Origin of the sequence: Ralstonia mannitolilytica (assembly GCF_000954135.1) — a bacterium.
GTDB lineage: Bacteria > Pseudomonadota > Gammaproteobacteria > Burkholderiales > Burkholderiaceae > Ralstonia > Ralstonia mannitolilytica.
The window spans coordinates 1,019,345-1,037,690 of record NZ_CP010799.1; the positions used below are offsets into that span (position 1 = coordinate 1,019,345).

Genomic DNA, 18,346 nt, shown 5'->3' on the forward strand with positions numbered 1-18,346 from the left:
CAAGGAGGGGTCGCCGCATCGGGCGCGCCTTTCTTTGCTTACTTTCTTTGGCAAGACAAAGAAAGTGAGTCAGCCCCGGCAGGGGATGAAACAGGGGACGGACCACCAAGTTAAAACAACAAAGCCATCCCCCAAGCAAATCAGGCAGCCTCCGCGAGCCTGTCAGGAATTTTGTGTTTGAGGCATAGCATGTTGGAAAGGAGCATCTATGCCAAGCAAGAAGAAACCGGCGGCAGCCGGCACGGCGGCGCTGCCGTCTATTCCCCACGAACTCATTGAACAACTGACCGGCGGCACCACGCCGATGACGGCCGAACAGATCAACGCCACCACCATGGCGCTGAAGAAAGCGCTGATCGAGCGGGCGCTGGGCGCAGAACTGTCGTACCACCTGGGCTACCCGCCCGGCAGCGCCCGCCCCGAGGATGCAGCCAACCAGCGCAACGGCAAGTCCGCCAAGACGGTGCTGACTCAGGACGGGCCGCTGCGCATCGAAGTGCCGCGCGACCGCGCAGGCTCCTTCGAGCCCATCCTGATCCCCAAGCACGAGCGGCGTTTCACCGGCTTTGACGACAAGATCGTAGCCATGTACGCGCGGGGCATGACGGTGCGTGAGATCCAGGGCTTTCTGGCCGAGCAGTACGGCACCGAGGTCAGTCCTGAATTCATCAGTTGCGTCACGGATGAGGTAATGGCCGAGGTCACCGCCTGGCAGGCACGCCCGCTGGAGCCGATGTACCCGGTCGTATTCTTCGACTGTCTGCGGGTCAAGATCCGCGAGGATGCCGTGGTGCGCAACAAGGCCATCTATCTGGCGCTGGGCGTGCTGCCCGACGGCACCCGCGACATCCTGGGCCTGTGGATCGAGAACACCGAGGGGGCCAAGTTCTGGATGAAGGTGTTCAACGATCTGAAGACCCGTGGTGTAGCCGACATCCTGATTGCCGTCACCGACGGCCTCAAGGGCATAGCCGAGGCGCTTGGGGCGGTGTTTCCGACCACGACGCTGCAGACCTGTATCGTGCACTTGATCCGCAACAGCCTGGACTATGCCAGCTGGAAGGACCGCAAGGCGCTGGCAGCGGCGCTCAAGCCCATCTACACGGCGCCCAGCGCAGAAGCCGCAGCGGCCCAACTCGATGCCCTGGAAGCTGGTCCCTGGGGGCAGAAGTTTCCCACGGTGGTGGCGGCCTGGCGCCGGGCCTGGGAGCGCGTCATTCCGTTTTTTGCGTTCAGCCCGGCGGTGCGCAAGGTGATTTACACGACCAATGCCATCGAGAGCCTGCACAGTCAGCTGCGCAAAATCATCAAGACGCGGGGGCACTTTCCCAGCGATGATGCCGCCACCAAGCTGCTGTGGCTGGCCTTGCGCAACATCACGGCTGACTGGGGCCGAGCAGCCAGGCAGTGGAAAGACGCCATGAACCAGTTCGCCATCGCCTATGGGGAGCGCTTTACACGACCGGCCGCGTAATATGTCCACCGGGCTCGTCTGAAACGGCAGCCCGAATAAAAAGCCTTGAACACAAAAATTCAGACAGCCCCGCCTCCGCCACCGGATGCCTCTGCTTCCGATAAAGAAAATCCAACACCGCCGTCCGGCAAGCGTGATAAGCCGCATCCTCCGCCAACGCCATCCGATCCCGCGGCCGCGGCAAATCCACCGTCAACACTTCGCCAATCGTCGCAGCCGGCCCATTCGTCATCATCACGATGCGATCCGCCAGCAGCACCGCTTCATCCACATCGTGGGTCACCATCACCACCGTGCTGCCGGTCGCCGCCACGATCTTCAGCAGCTCATCCTGCAGATGCGCCCGCGTGAGCGCGTCCAATGCCCCAAACGGCTCATCCATCAGCAACACCTTCGGCTCCATGGACAACGCTCGCGCAATGCCCACGCGCTGCTTCATCCCGCCCGAGATTTCGTGCGGATGCTTCTGCTCGGCATGCGACAAGCCCACCAGCGCCAGCGCCGCATGCGTGCGCTCACGCAGTTGCGCCTTGGTCTCGGTCTTGCCGAAGACGCGCTCGACGGCGAGATACACGTTGTCAAAGCACGTGAGCCACGGCAACAGCGAGTGGTTCTGAAACACCACCGCGCGATCCGGTCCCGGCCCGGCAATCTCGCGCTCGGCGAGGATCAATCCACCCGTGGTCGGCCGCGTGAGGCCGGCAATGAGATTGAGCAACGTCGACTTACCGCACCCCGAGTGCCCGATGAGCGCGATGCACTCACCGCGCGCCACCGTCAGGTCGATGTCGCGCAGGGCGACGAACGGGCCGCGCTTGGTCTTGAACGTCTGCCCGACGTTTTCAATGCGCAGGAATTTGTCTGTCATGGCGCTCCCCCCAATGTCCTCAAACCGCGTCGTACGAGAAGCGCCGCGCAATCGCCAGCAGCGCGTGCTCGAGCAGCAAGCCCACCACACCAATCACGAAGATGGCGATGACGATGTGCTCGACCTTCAGGTTGTTCCACTCGTCCCACAGCCAGAAGCCGATGCCGACGCCGCCGGTGAGCATTTCCGCTGCCACGATGACCAGCCACGCCGTGCCGATGGACAGCCGCACGCCCGTCAGCATGTACGGCAGCACCGCGGGAAACAGCACGCGCGTGAACACCTTCCATTCGGACAGGTTCAGCACACGGGCCACGTTCAGGTAGTCCTGCGGCACGCGCGTCACGCCCACGGCAGTGTTGATCACCATCGGCCAGATCGAGCAGATGAAGATCGCCCAGATGGCCGCCGGGTTGGCCGACTTGAACAGCAGCAGCCCGATCGGCAGCCACGCCAGCGGCGATACCGGCCGCAGCAGGCTGATGATGGGCGAGGCCATCGCATTGAGAAACGCAAAGCGCCCGATCAGGAAGCCCGCCGGAATGCCGATGAGGGCCGCCATGCCGAAGCCCGCACCCACGCGCGCCAGCGAGGCCAGCACGTTCCAGCCTACGCCCTGGTCATTCGGGCCATTGCGATAGAACGGATCGGCAAACAGCGCAACGGCCGCTTTCCACGTCACCGCCGGTGTCGGCAATGCGGCGATGGCCGTGGCAATGCCTTGCCACGCCAGCACAAACAGCACCAAGCCCAGCACCGGCGGAAAGCCGCGCACCACGGCGGCGACAAGCCAGTCGCGCGCAACGAACCGGCGACGTTCAGGGGCGGCGTCGGACTGCACGCCGGACAACGTTTTGACGAGCGTGTTCATGTCGGGCTCCATCGATGTGAGGGACCGCAATCAGAAATTCGGAAGGCCGGAGGCGTCAGGCTTTCAGCTTGAAGCCGTCCGCATAGGCGGCGGGGTTCTTCGCATCCCACACCACGCCGTCGATCAACTTGGCCGTGCGCATGTCGCTCTTGGGCAGCGGCGTGCCGGTGGCGGTTGCCGCCTGCTTGAAGATGTCGATGCGGTTGACCTGCTTGGCGACGGCCAGGTAATCCGGATGCGCCTTCAGCAGCCCCCAGCGCTTGTGCTGCGTGAGGAACCACATGCCGTCCGACAGGTACGGGAAGTTGACTGCGCCGTCGTGGTAGAAGCGCATCGGATCCGGGTCGTCCCACGTCTTGCCCAGGCCATTGGTGTAGCGGCCGAGCATGCGGTCGAGAATGATGTCCATGTCGGTGTTGACGTAGGACTTGGCGGCGATGGTCTCTGCCGTCTTGCGGCGGTTCGATGCCGACGCATCGATGAACTTGCTTGCCTCCAGCACTGCCGCGGTGAGGGCACGCGCGGTGTTCGGATACTTCTGCACGAACTCCGCCGTGGTGCCGAGCACCTTCTCGGGGTGGTCTTTCCAGATGGCCTGTGTTGTCTCGGCGGTAAAGCCGATGTTGTCTGCAATCGCGCGGGCACCCCACGGCTCGCCCACGCAGTAGCCATCCATGTTGCCCACGCGCATGTTCGCGACCATCTGCGGCGGCGGCACGGTGATCGCCTTCGCTTCCTGCAGCGGGTGGATGCCGTGCGCGGCCAGCCAGTAATACAGCCACATCGCATGCGTGCCGGTCGGGAAGGTCTGCGCGAACACATATTCGCGCTTGTCTTTCGCCATGACGGCCTTCAACGACGCGCCATCCTTGACGCCCGCGTCCTTGAGCTTGGACGACAGCGTGATCGCCTGGCCGTTGTTGTTGAGCGTCATCAGCACCGCCATGTCTTTCTTGGGGCCCCCAATGCCGAGCTGCACGCCATAGATCAGGCCGTACAGCACGTGCGCCGCATCCAGGTCGCCCGATACCAGCTTGTCGCGCACGCCCGCCCACGAGGCCTCTTTCGACGGCGTGATCTTGATGCCGTACTTCTTGTCGATGCCGAGCGTGGACGCCATGACCACCGAGGCGCAGTCCGTGAGGGGGATGAAGCCCACCTTCAGCTCCGTCTTCTCGGGCGCATCGGAACCGGCGGCCCAGGCCCCGGCACGCACCAGCGGATCGATCAATGCCACGGCACTGCCTCCTGCAATCGTCGCCGCGGCTTTCATGATGCTGCGGCGCTTCGGGTTGATCGGGTTGACGAGAGCGTCGGTCTTGTCTGGCGCGGCCATCCATGGCTCCAAAGAAAAAGCGTCCCGATGAGCGACCGCCGCCCATCCGGAAGAGGGGCGCGCTGCCGTGCATCGGGACGCCGTTGTCCCGTGCCGGTACCCACGTTGGCACCGGCTTCGCAGCGACACTTGCAAGGGGTATGCCAACGTTGACCGATGCATGCTGGCGTTCCGAGTTCGGAACTCGGCGTGCGAGGCTTTTAGCTCGGCGGTTGAGGTTCGGAACTCGGCGCGTGAGGCTTTTTGCTCGGCGGTTGAGGCTCGGAACTCGGCGCGCGAGGCTTTTAGCTCCGCGGTTGAGCTTCGGAACGCCACGTGGGGGGGCGGAACGCCGCGCGCGACTGGTGCGTTTCCAGCGCCGGAGTTGTGCGACGCACCAAAACTGGGCGGTGGTCAGACCGCTCAGCCGGCCATCACGTCGATCACGCGTTGGGCGGCTTCGACGAGCTTGATGTTGCGGTCCATCGCCATCTTGCGCAGGCGCTTGAAGGCGTCGTCTTCCGACAGGTTCATCTGCTTCATCAGCAGGCCCTTGGCGCGCTCGAGCACCTTGCGCTCGGCGAGTTGGGTCTTGGCGTTGTCCAGCTCGGCGCGCAGTTCGCGTTCGTGCTCGAAGCGCGCGTAGGCCACGTCCAGCACCGCCTTGACGCGCGTGGGCTTGATGCCGTCGACGATGTAGGCGGTGATGCCGGCGGCGAAAGCGGCCTTGATGCGCTCGGCGTCGTCGTTGTCGGTGAACAGTACGATGGGGCGCGGTGCGTGCTGCGTGGCCACGCAAACATGCTCGATGGTGTCCCGCGCGGCCGATTCGGAGGCGACGATCACCATGTCCGGTTGCGCCTGCGCAATGCGGTCGGGCAGGGTGAGGTCCGCGTCGGCGACACCCACGTCGACAAAGCCGGCTTCGGCCAGGCCGGCACGGATCAGCTCGAGGTTGATCTGCTCGGCGTCCAGCGGATCCCGCACCAGCAGCACGCGCATCGGCGCGGCCGGGTGGGATGCGGCGAGCGAGGCGGGCGGGGTGGGCGGTTTCACATGCATGGTGCAGGAAGGTGCGTTTTGCACACCACTCATGCAAGAACCGCGCCGACCCGGGGCGGGTGTATCCTCGCAAACGCGTCGGTCGCCGGGGGTGCGGTGGCCGTGTCCCCGTGAGTTCCTGTTCCATTCCAGCTTAGTCCGAGGAGACCTGCATGACCGATTTCGTTGTCACCCCGCCCGCCGTCAACGGTATTCCGGTGCGTGGCGGGCAAGGCCAGTTTCCGGTGCGCCGCGTGTACTGCGTCGGCCGCAACTACGCCGCCCACGCGCGCGAGATGGGCTCCGACCCCGACCGCGAGCCGCCGTTCTTCTTCTGCAAGCCCGCCGACGCCGTGCGCTACGTCGCCGACGGCGAGACGGGCCAGTTCGTCTACCCCACCGAGACCAAGGACTGCCACTACGAGATCGAGCTCGTGGTCGCCATCGGCACGGGCGGCCGCGATATCGCCGTGGAAACCGCAGCCAACCATATCTACGGTTACGCCATCGGCCTGGACATGACGCGCCGCGACTTGCAGAACGCCGCCAAGAAAGGCGGCCGCCCGTGGGAGACCGGCAAGGCGTTCGACGGCTCGGCGCCCATCGGCCCGATCGTGCCGGCCAAGGATGTGGCGCATCCGGACAAGGGCGCCATCACGCTGTCGGTCAACGGTCGCGAACACCAGCGCGGTGACCTGTCGGACCTGATCTGGTCGGTGCCGGAAACCATTGCGTACCTGTCGCGCCTGTTCGAGCTGCGCCCCGGCGACCTGATCTACACCGGCACGCCCGAAGGCGTTGGCCCGGTGGTCGTCGGCGACCTGATGGTCGGCAAGATCGACGGCGTGGGCGAACTGCACGTCAAGGTCATTTGATAGACGCGACAGAAGAGTCAGAAGCCATGTCGATCAAGCTGTACAACTATTTCCGCAGTTCGGCGTCGTTCCGCGTGCGTATCGCCCTGGAGATCAAGGGCGTGCCGTACGAATACGCGCCGGTGCACCTGCTCAAGGGCGAGCAACTGGCGCCCGAGTTCGTCAAGCTGAACCCCGATGCGCTGGTGCCCGTGCTGTGCGACGGCAACGACGTCCTGAACCAGTCGTTGGCGATCGTCGAATACCTGGAAGAGACGCATCCGGAGCCCACGCTGCTGCCAGGCTCGCCCAGCAATCGTGCGCACATCCGCGCGATCGCATTGGCGATTGCCTGCGAGATCCATCCGCTGAACAATCCGCGCGTGCTGAAGTATCTGAAGAGCACGTTCAACGTGGAAGAAGAGGCTCGCAACGACTGGTATCGCTACTGGGTGAAGCTGGGGTTTGCGGCACTGGAGACGCGGCTGTCACAGTCTCCGCTGACGGGCACCTATTGCGTGGGCGAAACGCCGACGCTGGCCGACCTGTGCCTCGTGCCGCAGGTGTTCAACGGCAAGCGGTTCGATGTGGCGGTGGAGGATTACCCCACGCTTGCGCGCATTTTTGAGCACTGTATGGCGCAGGAGGCGTTTCAAAAGGCTGCGCCTGCGGCGCAGCCGGATGCGGCGTGATTGAGATGTGAGGCGTCGCGGTGGCGGCGCTTTTTTTTGTCGCAGGAGTCAGCGCACTTTGATGTTGGATCTTACTCGTGAGCCTGGACTCGTATTGCGGATTGCTCGACCCATCCTTCCAGACTTCAGCTCGGCAAGCGATCACTCCTGAATCTCGAATTGAAACGGGATTTCCGGCTGCACAAATCGGACCTGAACCTCTTTCTGGATTGGCACAAAACGCTGGCCCTCAAAGGTGTAATACGACAGCAGCAAGCCTGCTCGGTTTTCTTGCTGTGCGTCGAGCAGATACGTGTTCTTGGGGAAGGCAACCTTGCCATGGTCGGTCACCGTGACCGCCCTGCACGACGAGAGCAAGCTCGGCAGGTGCAGGAACGTCGCTTTGCCACGCAGCGCCAATGGGTCGAGCAGCAGATAGATCTGTGTATGTCGGTTGGCTTCGCCTGAGCCTGAGCTTGCCCCATCCACGCAAAGCGCGGCTGGATGGACAGTGGTCCTTGGAACCAGAAATACGCTTGCGCCTGGGGGGTAGATGTCTGTTGGGTGCTCTCCAGGCAAGGTCTTCGCTCGGTCAAAGCGGCGGATGACTCCATTGACTGTGATGCGATCTGGCGCAATTTCAACGCGCAAAGGCTTTCCTTCCAGAGAGGCTCGAAGTTTCACATAGCTACCGGGTCGTCCCTGCGCAGCATAGGTGGAGCTGTGGTCGAACTCGATTGGTTCACCGAAAAGTTTGTGAAGTCGCGAGACGTAGAAGCTGTCATAGTCTTCGAATATCTCAGCGCTGGCATTCGTCATTAGGGCCATCGCTGCTGTAGCCAACATCACGGAAACTTTCATCGGTACGCCTTCGCCGCTGTGGCGCTGAACTGCGCTGAAACGTGAGGTGAATATCAGACGACTCACTGCGTGTTGATCGAGATGATTTTGATCGTCGGCTTACTTCGGCCTCGTTCCGTGATGCCGCTGATCCAAACCTGGCCGTTCCCGATCATGATGCCCCGGTAGCTCACGAACACATCCTCAAATCGTTGTGCTTCGATCGCGTCCTTCAACCGTTTTTTCTTGACCCGCTTCCGCATTGAGGACAGCCAAGCTCGCTTATCTCTTGGTAGGCATGTCGCCGTCAGAGCAGCACGGGTTGGGGCACGCAGGCAAGATCGAAATTTCGGAGCCTGTCAGGAATTTTGTGTTTGAGGCATAGCATGTTGGAAAGGAGCATCTATGCCAAGCAAGAAGAAACCGGCGGCAGCCGGCACGGCGGCGCTGCCGTCTATTCCCCACGAACTCATTGAACAACTGACCGGCGGCACCACGCCGATGACGGCCGAACAGATCAACGCCACCACCATGGCGCTGAAGAAAGCGCTGATCGAGCGGGCGCTGGGCGCAGAACTGTCGTACCACCTGGGCTACCCGCCCGGCAGCGCCCGCCCCGAGGATGCAGCCAACCAGCGCAACGGCAAGTCCGCCAAGACGGTGCTGACTCAGGACGGGCCGCTGCGCATCGAAGTGCCGCGCGACCGCGCAGGCTCCTTCGAGCCCATCCTGATCCCCAAGCACGAGCGGCGTTTCACCGGCTTTGACGACAAGATCGTAGCCATGTACGCGCGGGGCATGACGGTGCGTGAGATCCAGGGCTTTCTGGCCGAGCAGTACGGCACCGAGGTCAGTCCTGAATTCATCAGTTGCGTCACGGATGAGGTAATGGCCGAGGTCACCGCCTGGCAGGCACGCCCGCTGGAGCCGATGTACCCGGTCGTATTCTTCGACTGTCTGCGGGTCAAGATCCGCGAGGATGCCGTGGTGCGCAACAAGGCCATCTATCTGGCGCTGGGCGTGCTGCCCGACGGCACCCGCGACATCCTGGGCCTGTGGATCGAGAACACCGAGGGGGCCAAGTTCTGGATGAAGGTGTTCAACGATCTGAAGACCCGTGGTGTAGCCGACATCCTGATTGCCGTCACCGACGGCCTCAAGGGCATAGCCGAGGCGCTTGGGGCGGTGTTTCCGACCACGACGCTGCAGACCTGTATCGTGCACTTGATCCGCAACAGCCTGGACTATGCCAGCTGGAAGGACCGCAAGGCGCTGGCAGCGGCGCTCAAGCCCATCTACACGGCGCCCAGCGCAGAAGCCGCAGCGGCCCAACTCGATGCCCTGGAAGCTGGTCCCTGGGGGCAGAAGTTTCCCACGGTGGTGGCGGCCTGGCGCCGGGCCTGGGAGCGCGTCATTCCGTTTTTTGCGTTCAGCCCGGCGGTGCGCAAGGTGATTTACACGACCAATGCCATCGAGAGCCTGCACAGTCAGCTGCGCAAAATCATCAAGACGCGGGGGCACTTTCCCAGCGATGATGCCGCCACCAAGCTGCTGTGGCTGGCCTTGCGCAACATCACGGCTGACTGGGGCCGAGCAGCCAGGCAGTGGAAAGACGCCATGAACCAGTTCGCCATCGCCTATGGGGAGCGCTTTACACGACCGGCCGCGTAATATGTCCACCGGGCTCGTCTGAAACGGCAGCCCGAATAAAAAGCCTTGAACACAAAAATTCAGACAGCCCCAAATTTCGACTCGCCGTCCGTTTCCTACATCATCTGACCGGTAGACGCCGTAGTGTTCATCCACCGGCACTTGGTTGAAGTGTTGGGTTTTCAGGATGGACACGACGGCTTGTAAGCGTGCTTTTGCCAGCGCACGCGCGTTACGCTCATGGTCTTCTGCCCGCCCATCGACCTGAAGCACCTCTTGCGTCGGATACTTGATGCGCTGATCTACCAACCAATTCGCTAAGCGAAGTATTTCCGACGAAGATACCGCAGCGGAACCCGAAGAAAAGTACACATCAAAATTCTGACCTGGCATGCAGGCATACGTGACGCCGGCACTCAAGAGCAGAAACGCCGCCAGCGTATTTCTAATCTTCATAGATGACATAACCGGCGATGCTATCGGCGTTCTGGAGCGTGATCTCCGGGGTGGATTTCGCAAGGTCTCGGCACTTCCTCATGAAGTAAACAGCATCTCCGGTGTTCATGGTGTCGTGGAAGTGCGATACCTCATGTATTAGCGTAGATACCTGCGAGTCCATGCTGTAGGCGAAGTCTCGTAGCTCGCAGAAATCCAAATGAATGGCGATCGTATGCGTTGCCGTATCGGGTGCGCATACCTCTGCGACAACCCCGAGTTTTCTCTTTGAGTCTGAAACGCAGCCGACATGCGCCATGGCCGCCCCAGAATAGCGAACAAAATTGTTTGGAGTTAGCCCGGCGAGTATATGGCGTATGCGGGCAAGTCCACCGGCGAGATAGCCCCGCGTTACAACGTCGCTATTACCGAACCACCGGGCGACGCAACCCGCGCGGCGGTAGACCATCCTGCTAATTCGGTTAGGCGCTTATCGATAAGCGACACAGCTTTGTCTCGTCGTTGCATGACCATCTGAGCGAACTCCGCGTTGCTCATGTTGGGGCAGATCAATTGGGGATCGTCTTCAAGCGTCGATTTCTGATCTGTCTCTTTGAGCGACGATGAGGGCAACGGCACCCGGTTATGGTCTCCCAGCGGCGCGGTGAAGGCTGATTTCGCACTCACCGGAACAGGCATTCCACTGCCCGCTCGATTCACCGCAACCCGAAACTTATCCGTCGAAGCAATGGCGCGAGGGGGACTGGCGCATTTGCAGAAGATCCACGCACCTTGAATGGCGAGCTGGCCTCCGCCCGGAAGCCCGAATGCTGGGTAGGCATCATTGACTAGGTAGCCCATGGCTCTGCAGGCTGGGCAAGTTGCCAGATCCCCTTCCGCAGCCACCTCTTTGCCGTGGAACCGCATCCTGCCGGTGGCAGTTATGACGCCACCCGTCGTAGTTAAGTCACCATGCCTAAGGCCGGGGCGCATGTCTTCCATGATCGGGCCCCTCAGATCACGCTGTCGGTCGCCGGCTCCGGACGGTACGCCGGGTCAAGCAGGCCGATGATGGGCGCGTCCGCCGGTTCATCGAAAGTCAGGGCCGTGACTGGCGACGAAACAATGGTGTCGCCGTCGCTCAGTGGGCTGCCAATGATTGCAACGGGACGATCGTCGTCCATCATCGCCATGCCCGCGCCCGCGGTAATGGCAGCCACGCTGCCGTCTGGGTAGACAGCTTCATCGCCCACGAGCAGGAGCGTGTGTCCGCTATCTCGGATGCTGCTGGAGCCCTGAATGATCTCGCCGCCGTTGGCTGTCTTCGCGCCGTTGAACGCCGCAACGTAGACCTTGCCGGATGTGTCTTGCATCTGCCATCTCCACATGAGAGCACTTCGCTGAAGTGCTCCATTGGAGCAGCGCCATGCGCTGAATCTCAATCAGACAATTCCAATTCGGTGGGTACTCGAAATTAGCGTAGGGGGCATGCTGATCGGAGGGCGACTAGTTGAGCCTTAACGCATGTGATGTGCTGGTAAATGCGGAGCGCGATAAGTTCGACCGCAAATAGAAACGCCCTGAACAATTCAGGGCGTTTCTGTGCAACAAGGTTTCGCAGGACGTTATCCCAACAGCGCATCCGCAAATTCGCGCGCAGAAAACGGCTGTAGATCCTCCACCTGCTCGCCAACGCCGATGAAGTACACCGGCACCGGCCGCTGCCTTGCGATCGCAGCGAGGATGCCGCCCTTGGCGGTGCCATCGAGCTTGGTGACGATGAGCCCCGTGAGGCCCAGCGCATCGTCGAACGCCTTCAGCTGCGCCAGCGCGTTCTGGCCGGTGTTGCCGTCGATCACGAGCAGCGTTTCGTGTGGGGCCGTCGCCATGGCCTTGCCGATCACGCGGCGCACCTTCTTCAGCTCTTCCATCAGGTGCAACTGCGTCGGCAGGCGGCCCGCGGTGTCGGCCATGACGATGTCGATGCCGCGTGCACGTGCGGCGTTGACTGCGTCGTAGATGACCGCGGCCGGGTCGCCGGATTCCTGCGCGACGACCGTCACGTTGTTGCGCTCGCCCCAGATGACGAGCTGCTCGCGCGCGGCGGCGCGGAAGGTGTCGCCCGCTGCCAGCAGCACCGATTGACCATAGGTCTGGAAGTGCTTGCACAGCTTGCCGATGCTGGTCGTCTTGCCGGCACCGTTGACGCCCGCAATCATGATGACCATCGGCTGTTCGCGGCCGAGCACCATGGTCTTTTCCAGCGGGTGCAGCAGCTCGACGAGCAGGTCGCGCAGGGCGGTCTTGACGCCCTCGGCGGTTTCGATGCGCTCGGCCTTGATGCGGCGGCGCAGTTCGCCGAGCAGGTATTCGGTGGCATCGACGCCGGCGTCGGCCATCAGCAGCGCGGTCTCGAGTTCTTCGAACAGCGCTTCGTCCACCTTCACGCCGACGAACAGCGTCGTGAGGTTCTTGCTCGTCTTCGACAGGCCTGAGCGCAGGCGTGACATCCAGCCCTTGCGTCCCTGTTCGATGATGGCCGGCGTAGGCACGGTTTCGATATCGCCGGCCTGCATGTCGAGCGCGGGCGGCGCGGCTGGCGTGTCGGGCACGGCCACCGGTGCGACTGGCGTGGCCGGCGTTGGTGCGGCGGCGGGTGTCGGGACCTGCGTTTCGACGGGCGCGGATGCCGGCGCTTGCGGGGCGGCCGGTTCGGGTGCCGGAGCGCCGCCAAAGCCCAGGCGCGAGAGCCAGCCCGGGCGGGCGTCTTCCGTGGCTGGCGGCGTTGGCGTGGAGGCGCTGGCGTCGGGCGTGACAACCGCGGCCGGTGTGTCTGCCGCAGGGGTGGGTACGGCCGTAGCGGGCGTCGGCGCCTGTGCGGGCTCGGGAGCGGCTGCGAGGGCGGATTCGGCGGCCGGTTGGGGCTCCGCCTTGCGCTTTTTCCAGAAACTAAACATCGCGGGGGCGGGTCTATTCGCCGTTAGAATCAATCGTCGAATTTTATCAGACGGCCCCTTATGCGCTCTTCCACGCGAATCGTTTCAGACCGGGCGCGGCTACGCACTTCGCAATTGGCTGCGATGGCCCTCGCCGCGGGGCTGCTGGCTGGTCAGGCCGGCGCGCAGGCGCTGGCTGCCGCGCCAGCCCGTACGGCAACCGCCGCTGCCGCGGCCAAAGTGGGCGCCAGCCAAGCCGATACGCACGAATACAAGCTGCCCAACGGCCTGCGCCTGATCGTCAAGGAAGACCATCGTGCGCCCACCGTGGCGCACATGGTCTGGTACCGCGCCGGCAGCATCGACGAGCACAACGGCACCACGGGCGTGGCCCACATGCTGGAGCACATGATGTTCAAGGGCACCAAGGCGGTCGGCCCTGGTGAGTTCTCCCGCCGCGTGGCGGCCATGGGCGGGCGCGAGAACGCCATGACCACGCGCGACTTCACGATGTACTTCCAGCAGATCGAAAAGTCCCACCTGGCCGATGTGATGGCGCTCGAAGCCGACCGGATGGCCAATCTCCAGCTGACCGACAAGGAGTTCAAGCCGGAGATGAACGTGGTCAAGGAAGAGCGCCGCATGCGCATCGACGACTCCGCGCGCGCCACGGTCTACGAGCAGATGCTCGCCACGCTGTTCAACGCTGCGCCGTATCGCAACCCGACCATCGGCTGGCCGGGCGACCTCGACACGATGACGGTGCAGGACGCGCAGAACTGGTACCACGCCTGGTACACGCCGAACAACGTCACCGTGATCGTCGCGGGCGACGTGAACCCCGATGAGGTCTTCCGTCTCGCGCAGCGCACGTACGGCAAGCTCAAGCCGCACGACCTGCCGCGCCGCTATGCGCAGGAAGAGCCCAGGCAGATCGGCGTGAAACGCATCTGGGTGAAGGCACCGGCCGAGAACCCGTACGTTGTGCTGGCGTACAAGGTGCCGCGCCTGAACGATGTCGAAAAGGACGTCGACCCGTACGCGCTCGAAGTGCTCTCCGCCGTGCTGGATGGTTACGACAACGCGCGCCTGTCGAGCCAGCTCGTCAAGGGCGACAAGCGCATCGCCGATGACGTGAACGCCGGCTACGACGGCCTGAACCGCGGCCCGTCGATCTTCCTGATGGACGGCACGCCGGCGGACGGCCATACCACCGCCGAGATCGAACAGGCGCTGCGCGCGCAGATCGAGCGCATCGCCCGCGAAGGCGTGACCGATGCCGAGTTGAAGCGCGTGAAGGCCCAGGTCGTGGCCGCGCAGATCTACAAGCGCGACTCGGTCTTCGGCCAGGGCATGGAGATCGGCATGAACGAGATGAGCGGGCTGTCGTGGCGCACGATCGACCGCCAGCTCGAGAAGATCAAGGCCGTCACGTCGGCGCAGATCCAGCACGTGGCGCAGACGTACTTCGGCGAAGACAACCTCGTCGTCGCCACGCTGCTGCCGCAACCGATCGATCCCAACAAACCGGCGCGCAAACCCGTTCCCGGGATGCGCGATGAAGGAGGGCTGCGTTGATGCGCGCCATGTCTATCACGCTGAAGACGGCGCTGGTCGCCATCCTGGCGGCGGCCGCCCAAGGCGCGCTGGCCGCGCTGCCGATCGAACATTGGACGGCGTCGACCGGCGCGCGCGTGTTCTTCGTGCCGAGCCCGTCGATTCCGATGCTCGACATCAACCTCGACGTGGATGCCGGCTCCCGTTACGAGCCGGCGAACAAGGTGGGGCTGGCCTCGCTCACTGCCGGCATGCTCGACAAGGGCGTCGCCGCCCAGGGCAGTGCTCCGGCCCGCGATGAAGCAGCAATTGCCGATGCGTTTGCCGATGTGGGCGCCAGCTTTGCCGGTGGCGCGGGCGGTGACCGCACGAGTCTGCGCTTGCGCACGCTGTCCGATCCCGTTGAACGCGGACCGGCCATCTCGCTGATGACGCAGATCGTCTCGGCGCCGACCTTCCCCGACGCCGTGCTCGCACGTGACAAGCAGCGCCTCGTGGCGGCCATCCGCGAATCGCTGACCAAGCCCGGGGTGCTGGCCGAGCGCGCATTCGGCAAGGCCATCTACGGCGCGCATCCGTACGGGCAGACGGCGTCGCCGGAAACGGTGGAGAGCATCACGCGCGATGACATCGTGCGCTATTACCAGGCCAACTACACGGCCAAGCGGGCGGTGGTGACGCTGATCGGCGCGATCAGCCGCCAGGAGGCCGAGGCCATCGCCGAGCAGATCACGCGCGGCCTGCCGGCCGATGGCGCGACGCCTCCGCCGCTGCCGGACGTCAAGATGCCGCTGGCGAAGGCCGAGACCATCCGCATTCCGCACCCGGCGCAGCAGGCCACGATCATCATTGGCCAGCCGGGCATCACCCGCACCGACAAGGACTACTTCCCGTTGCTGGTCGGCAATTACGTGCTCGGCGGCGGCGGCTTCAGCGCGCGCCTGACCAACGAGGTGCGCGAGAAGCGCGGGCTGACGTACAGCATCGGCAGCTACTTTGCGCCCGCTGCGCAGCCCGGGCCGTTCGAGTTGTCCCTGCAGACCCGCAAGGATCAGACCGAGCAAGCGCTGAGCGTGGTGCGCGACACCGTCGCCAGGTTCGTCGCCGACGGCCCCACGGACGCGGAACTGAAGGCGGCCAAGGACAACCTCGTCAACGGTTTCCCGCTGCGGCTCGACAGCAACCGCAAGCTGCTGGACAACGTCGCCAACATCGGCTGGTACAACCTGCCGCTCAATTACCTCGATACGTGGACGCAGCGCGTTGCGGCTGTCACGCGCGATCAGGTGCGCGCGGCGTTCCAGCGCGTGCTGCAGCCGCAGACCATGGCGACCGTCGTGGTGGGCGGTCCCGACGCGAAGGGCTCCAACTGACCGACGCGGCAACGCGAGCTCAGGAAAAAAACCGGCGGCTACCCGCCGGTTTTTCTTTGCGCTGGCCCTACAATCGCGCCCATGGCACCTCGTACTTCCAGCTCCAAAGCCCCCAAGGTCAAGACCGCCACGTCGCACGCGCGCGCGCCGCAGCAGGTGCGCATCATCGGCGGCCAGTACAAGCGCACGCCGCTGCCTGTGGTCGACGCGGACGGCCTGCGCCCGACCAGCGACCGCGTCCGAGAGACCGTCTTCAACTGGCTCGGCCAGGACCTCGCCGGCTGGCGCTGCGCCGACATCTTTGCCGGCACCGGCGCGCTCGGTTTCGAGGCGGCGTCACGCGGCGCCGCGCATGTCACGCTGGTCGAAAGCCACGCTGGGGCGGTGCGCGCCTTGCACGCGGTGCGCGACAAGCTCGGCGCGCGCATGGTCGATATTGTTTCCGGCGACGCCTTTGCGTGGCTCGCCCGTCAGCCGGATGCGGCGCTCGATGCGGTGTTCATCGATCCGCCGTTCGCCCAGGACTGGACGCTGCGTGCGCTCGAAGCCGCGGCGCGCGTGGTCAAACCGGGCGGGGTGATCTATCTCGAAGCGGCGCAGCCTCTCGTGGATGTGAGCGCTGATTCACAGGCCGGCGGCCCATCGGCGGGGATCCCGTTGCTGGCTGGCCTGACGCTGCACAGGCACCTGCGCGCCGGCGCGGTGCATGCGCATTTGCTGCTGCGCAAAAACGGTTAAACTACGCCGCTCGTCACCGGTGCATGGGCATGGGGCGGCACCCGTCGCGGTGCAGCCGGCCGGCTCCGGTGGCGTGTCAGCGGCAGGCTCGGGATCTGCCGCGTTCCACAACGCAACGGTGTCCAGACGCAGCACAGGCGCGGCCATGTCCCACGCCGCGCGACGGATGCTTTTTTCCCCTTGGTGGAGGAACCATGGTGATCGCGGTTTATCCCGGCACTTTCGATCCGTTCACGCGCGGCCATGAAGATCTCGTACGGCGTGCATCCAACATCTTCGACGAGCTCATCGTCGGGGTGGCGCAGAGCCCGAACAAGCGACCGTTCTTTGCACTGGAAGAGCGCATCGAGATCGCCCGCGAGGTGCTCGGCCATTACCCGAACGTGCGGGTCGAAGGCTTCTCCGGCCTCCTCAAGGATTTCGTGCGCAAGAACGGCGCGCGCGTCATCGTCCGCGGGCTGCGCGCCGTTTCGGACTTCGAATACGAGTTCCAGATGGCGGGCATGAACCGCTACCTCCTGCCGGACGTGGAGACCATGTTCCTCACGCCGTCTGATCAGTATCAGTTCATCTCGGGCACGTTCGTGCGCGAGATCGCCGTGCTGGGCGGCGACGTCAGCAAGTTCGTGTTCCCCTCGGTCGAGAAGTGGCTCAAGGAAAAGACCGGCAAGACGGAAGGGTCTGGCAAATCGGCATAAAATGACGCTTTGGCGGGCACCGGCCCGCCGCTCATCTGAAGGAAGGCATCATGGCGCTCATCATCACCGATGAGTGCATCAATTGCGATGTATGCGAGCCCGAGTGCCCCAACGGCGCGATTTCGATGGGTCCGGAGATCTATGTGATCGACCCGGGCAAGTGCACCGAATGCGTTGGCCACTTTGACGAGCCTCAATGCCAGCAGGTCTGCCCGGTGGAATGCATCCCCAAAGACCCGGCCCACGAGGAAACGCACGAGCAGTTGATGCAGAAGTACATCCAGCTTACCTCGGCCCCGCGCGCGGCCTGAGCACAACAGAAGAGACGGCCGTGGCCGTCTCTCTTCATTTGCGGCTGCAGTGTTCAGTGCTTACTGGATCGGCAGCAGATCTTCCGGGCCTTCATACACGTAGCCCGGCTCGCAGACGATGCGATAGGCCGGCGGATGGGGCCTGTGCGGGCGCGGGATCACGGGCGCCGGCGCGGGCGCAGGCGCCTGCACGAACGGCTTCGGGCCACCCTGCTGCTGGCGGATGATGCCCGGCATGGGCGTGGGCGCGACCGGCGGGCCGATCACGGGCGTGGGCATCGGGTACGGGTAGGGCACCGGTCCGACATATACGCGGTGGCAATAGCGCACGCCTTCCTGCGCGACCACGACTTTCCGCTGTTGTTCACGGCGCGCCTGCTCCGCCGCAGCGGCGGCCTGTGCGGCGATCTGCGCCTGGCGGGCGTCTTCCGCGGCCTGCGCCTTGCGGCGGGCGGTCTCCAGTTCCTGCAATTGCGCGGCTTCGGCCTTGGCGCGTTCCCGGGCGGCCTGCTGGTCGGCGGCAGTTGGGGTGTTGTCCATGAGCGGCACCGCCACGGAGCGCGCCCCGCACGGGTGATCCGAATACACCGTCCGACCGCCTTCCGTGCAGCGGTAGACCTGCGCCTGTGCCGGCACGGCGATCGACAGGCCAAGCGCCAGACCCGCCAGCGCGGCGGCGCGTGAGGTGAGGGCGGCGAACGGTGTCATGGTGTC

At 64.0% G+C, this 18,346-nt stretch carries 19 protein-coding genes and 1 pseudogene; 9 read left to right on the plus strand and 11 right to left on the minus strand.

The window, feature by feature from the left end; all coding sequences use genetic code 11:
* The first annotated feature begins 208 nt into the window (after positions 1-208).
* Positions 209-1,474, plus strand: a complete 1,266-nt coding sequence (locus TK49_RS04920) for an IS256 family transposase (RefSeq protein ID WP_045220114.1) — start codon at positions 209-211, stop codon at positions 1,472-1,474.
* Between the two features lie 73 nt (positions 1,475-1,547).
* Here TK49_RS04920 and TK49_RS04925 read toward each other — a convergent pair.
* The 4 genes and pseudogenes from TK49_RS04925 to TK49_RS04940 form a co-directional block, all read right to left on the minus strand.
* Positions 1,548-2,342 (minus strand): annotated as a pseudogene (locus TK49_RS04925) (ABC transporter ATP-binding protein); the annotation flags it as partial.
* Positions 2,343-2,361: 19 nt separating this feature from the next.
* Entirely contained in the window at positions 2,362-3,213 is an 852-nt protein-coding gene (gene ntrB / locus TK49_RS04930) for a nitrate ABC transporter permease (RefSeq protein WP_045785708.1), read from the minus strand.
* A gap of 55 nt (positions 3,214-3,268) precedes the next feature.
* Complete coding sequence (locus TK49_RS04935; protein WP_045785709.1) at positions 3,269-4,549, minus strand: CmpA/NrtA family ABC transporter substrate-binding protein; 1,281 nt, start codon at positions 4,547-4,549, stop codon at positions 3,269-3,271.
* 402 nt (positions 4,550-4,951) lie between these two features.
* Positions 4,952-5,590, minus strand: coding sequence for an ANTAR domain-containing response regulator (locus TK49_RS04940; protein WP_045785710.1), 639 nt, complete (start codon positions 5,588-5,590; stop codon positions 4,952-4,954).
* A gap of 152 nt (positions 5,591-5,742) precedes the next feature.
* Here TK49_RS04940 and TK49_RS04945 point away from each other — a divergent pair, with 152 nt between their 5' ends.
* Positions 5,743-6,444 (plus strand): fumarylacetoacetate hydrolase family protein, encoded by a 702-nt coding sequence (locus TK49_RS04945; RefSeq protein WP_045785711.1) that lies wholly within the window; start codon positions 5,743-5,745, stop codon positions 6,442-6,444.
* Between the two features lie 26 nt (positions 6,445-6,470).
* On the plus strand, positions 6,471-7,115 hold the full coding sequence (gene maiA / locus TK49_RS04950; protein WP_045785712.1) for a maleylacetoacetate isomerase: 645 nt from the start codon (positions 6,471-6,473) through the stop codon (positions 7,113-7,115).
* Positions 7,116-7,256: 141 nt separating this feature from the next.
* On the opposite strand, the gene TK49_RS04955 is transcribed toward maiA, so the two are convergent.
* Positions 7,257-7,955, minus strand: coding sequence for a hypothetical protein (locus tag TK49_RS04955; RefSeq protein ID WP_045785713.1), 699 nt, complete (start codon positions 7,953-7,955; stop codon positions 7,257-7,259).
* A 62-nt stretch (positions 7,956-8,017) separates the two neighbouring features.
* Complete coding sequence (locus TK49_RS04960) at positions 8,018-8,170, minus strand: hypothetical protein (protein WP_157773986.1); 153 nt, start codon at positions 8,168-8,170, stop codon at positions 8,018-8,020.
* 169 nt (positions 8,171-8,339) lie between these two features.
* On the opposite strand from TK49_RS04960, the gene TK49_RS04965 reads away from it, so the two are divergent.
* The gene (locus TK49_RS04965) at positions 8,340-9,605 is read left to right on the plus strand and encodes an IS256 family transposase (protein WP_045220114.1); all 1,266 of its coding nucleotides are present in this window, start codon (positions 8,340-8,342) and stop codon (positions 9,603-9,605) included.
* A gap of 424 nt (positions 9,606-10,029) precedes the next feature.
* Here the strand turns inward: TK49_RS04965 and TK49_RS04970 are convergent, their stop codons facing one another.
* From TK49_RS04970 to ftsY, 4 genes are all read right to left on the minus strand, one after another.
* Positions 10,030-10,488 carry a M35 family metalloendopeptidase gene (locus TK49_RS04970; RefSeq protein ID WP_240479937.1) on the minus strand — a complete coding sequence of 153 codons (459 nt, stop codon included), beginning with the start codon at positions 10,486-10,488 and terminating at the stop codon, positions 10,030-10,032.
* Complete coding sequence (locus TK49_RS24925; RefSeq protein WP_240479939.1) at positions 10,431-10,880, minus strand: M35 family metalloendopeptidase; 450 nt, start codon at positions 10,878-10,880, stop codon at positions 10,431-10,433. Before TK49_RS24925 ends, TK49_RS04970 begins: the two co-directional genes overlap by 58 nt.
* A 152-nt stretch (positions 10,881-11,032) precedes the next feature.
* On the minus strand, positions 11,033-11,392 hold the full coding sequence (locus TK49_RS04975; RefSeq protein ID WP_045785715.1) for a PAAR domain-containing protein: 360 nt from the start codon (positions 11,390-11,392) through the stop codon (positions 11,033-11,035).
* 252 nt (positions 11,393-11,644) lie between these two features.
* Entirely contained in the window at positions 11,645-12,976 is a 1,332-nt protein-coding gene (gene ftsY, locus TK49_RS04980; RefSeq protein WP_082076287.1) for a signal recognition particle-docking protein FtsY, read from the minus strand.
* Positions 12,977-13,036: 60 nt separating this feature from the next.
* Here ftsY and TK49_RS04985 point away from each other — a divergent pair, with 60 nt between their 5' ends.
* The 5 genes from TK49_RS04985 (at position 13,037) to TK49_RS05005 (ending at position 17,632) form a co-directional block, all read left to right on the plus strand.
* A complete protein-coding gene (locus tag TK49_RS04985) occupies positions 13,037-14,533 on the plus strand; it encodes a M16 family metallopeptidase (protein WP_045785716.1) in 1,497 nt (498 codons plus the stop codon).
* Positions 14,533-15,885, plus strand: coding sequence for a M16 family metallopeptidase (locus tag TK49_RS04990; RefSeq protein WP_045785717.1), 1,353 nt, complete (start codon positions 14,533-14,535; stop codon positions 15,883-15,885). Before TK49_RS04985 ends, TK49_RS04990 begins: the two co-directional genes overlap by 1 nt.
* Positions 15,886-15,966: 81 nt before the next feature.
* On the plus strand, positions 15,967-16,623 hold the full coding sequence (gene rsmD / locus TK49_RS04995; RefSeq protein ID WP_045785718.1) for a 16S rRNA (guanine(966)-N(2))-methyltransferase RsmD: 657 nt from the start codon (positions 15,967-15,969) through the stop codon (positions 16,621-16,623).
* 194 nt (positions 16,624-16,817) lie between these two features.
* Entirely contained in the window at positions 16,818-17,321 is a 504-nt protein-coding gene (coaD, locus tag TK49_RS05000; protein ID WP_045785719.1) for a pantetheine-phosphate adenylyltransferase, read from the plus strand.
* Positions 17,322-17,371: 50 nt separating this feature from the next.
* Positions 17,372-17,632, plus strand: a complete 261-nt coding sequence (locus TK49_RS05005) for a YfhL family 4Fe-4S dicluster ferredoxin (RefSeq protein ID WP_045785720.1) — start codon at positions 17,372-17,374, stop codon at positions 17,630-17,632.
* Between the two features lie 60 nt (positions 17,633-17,692).
* Here TK49_RS05005 and TK49_RS05010 read toward each other — a convergent pair whose 3' ends face one another.
* Entirely contained in the window at positions 17,693-18,340 is a 648-nt protein-coding gene (locus TK49_RS05010; RefSeq protein WP_045785721.1) for a DUF4124 domain-containing protein, read from the minus strand.
* Positions 18,341-18,346 lie beyond the last annotated feature (6 nt).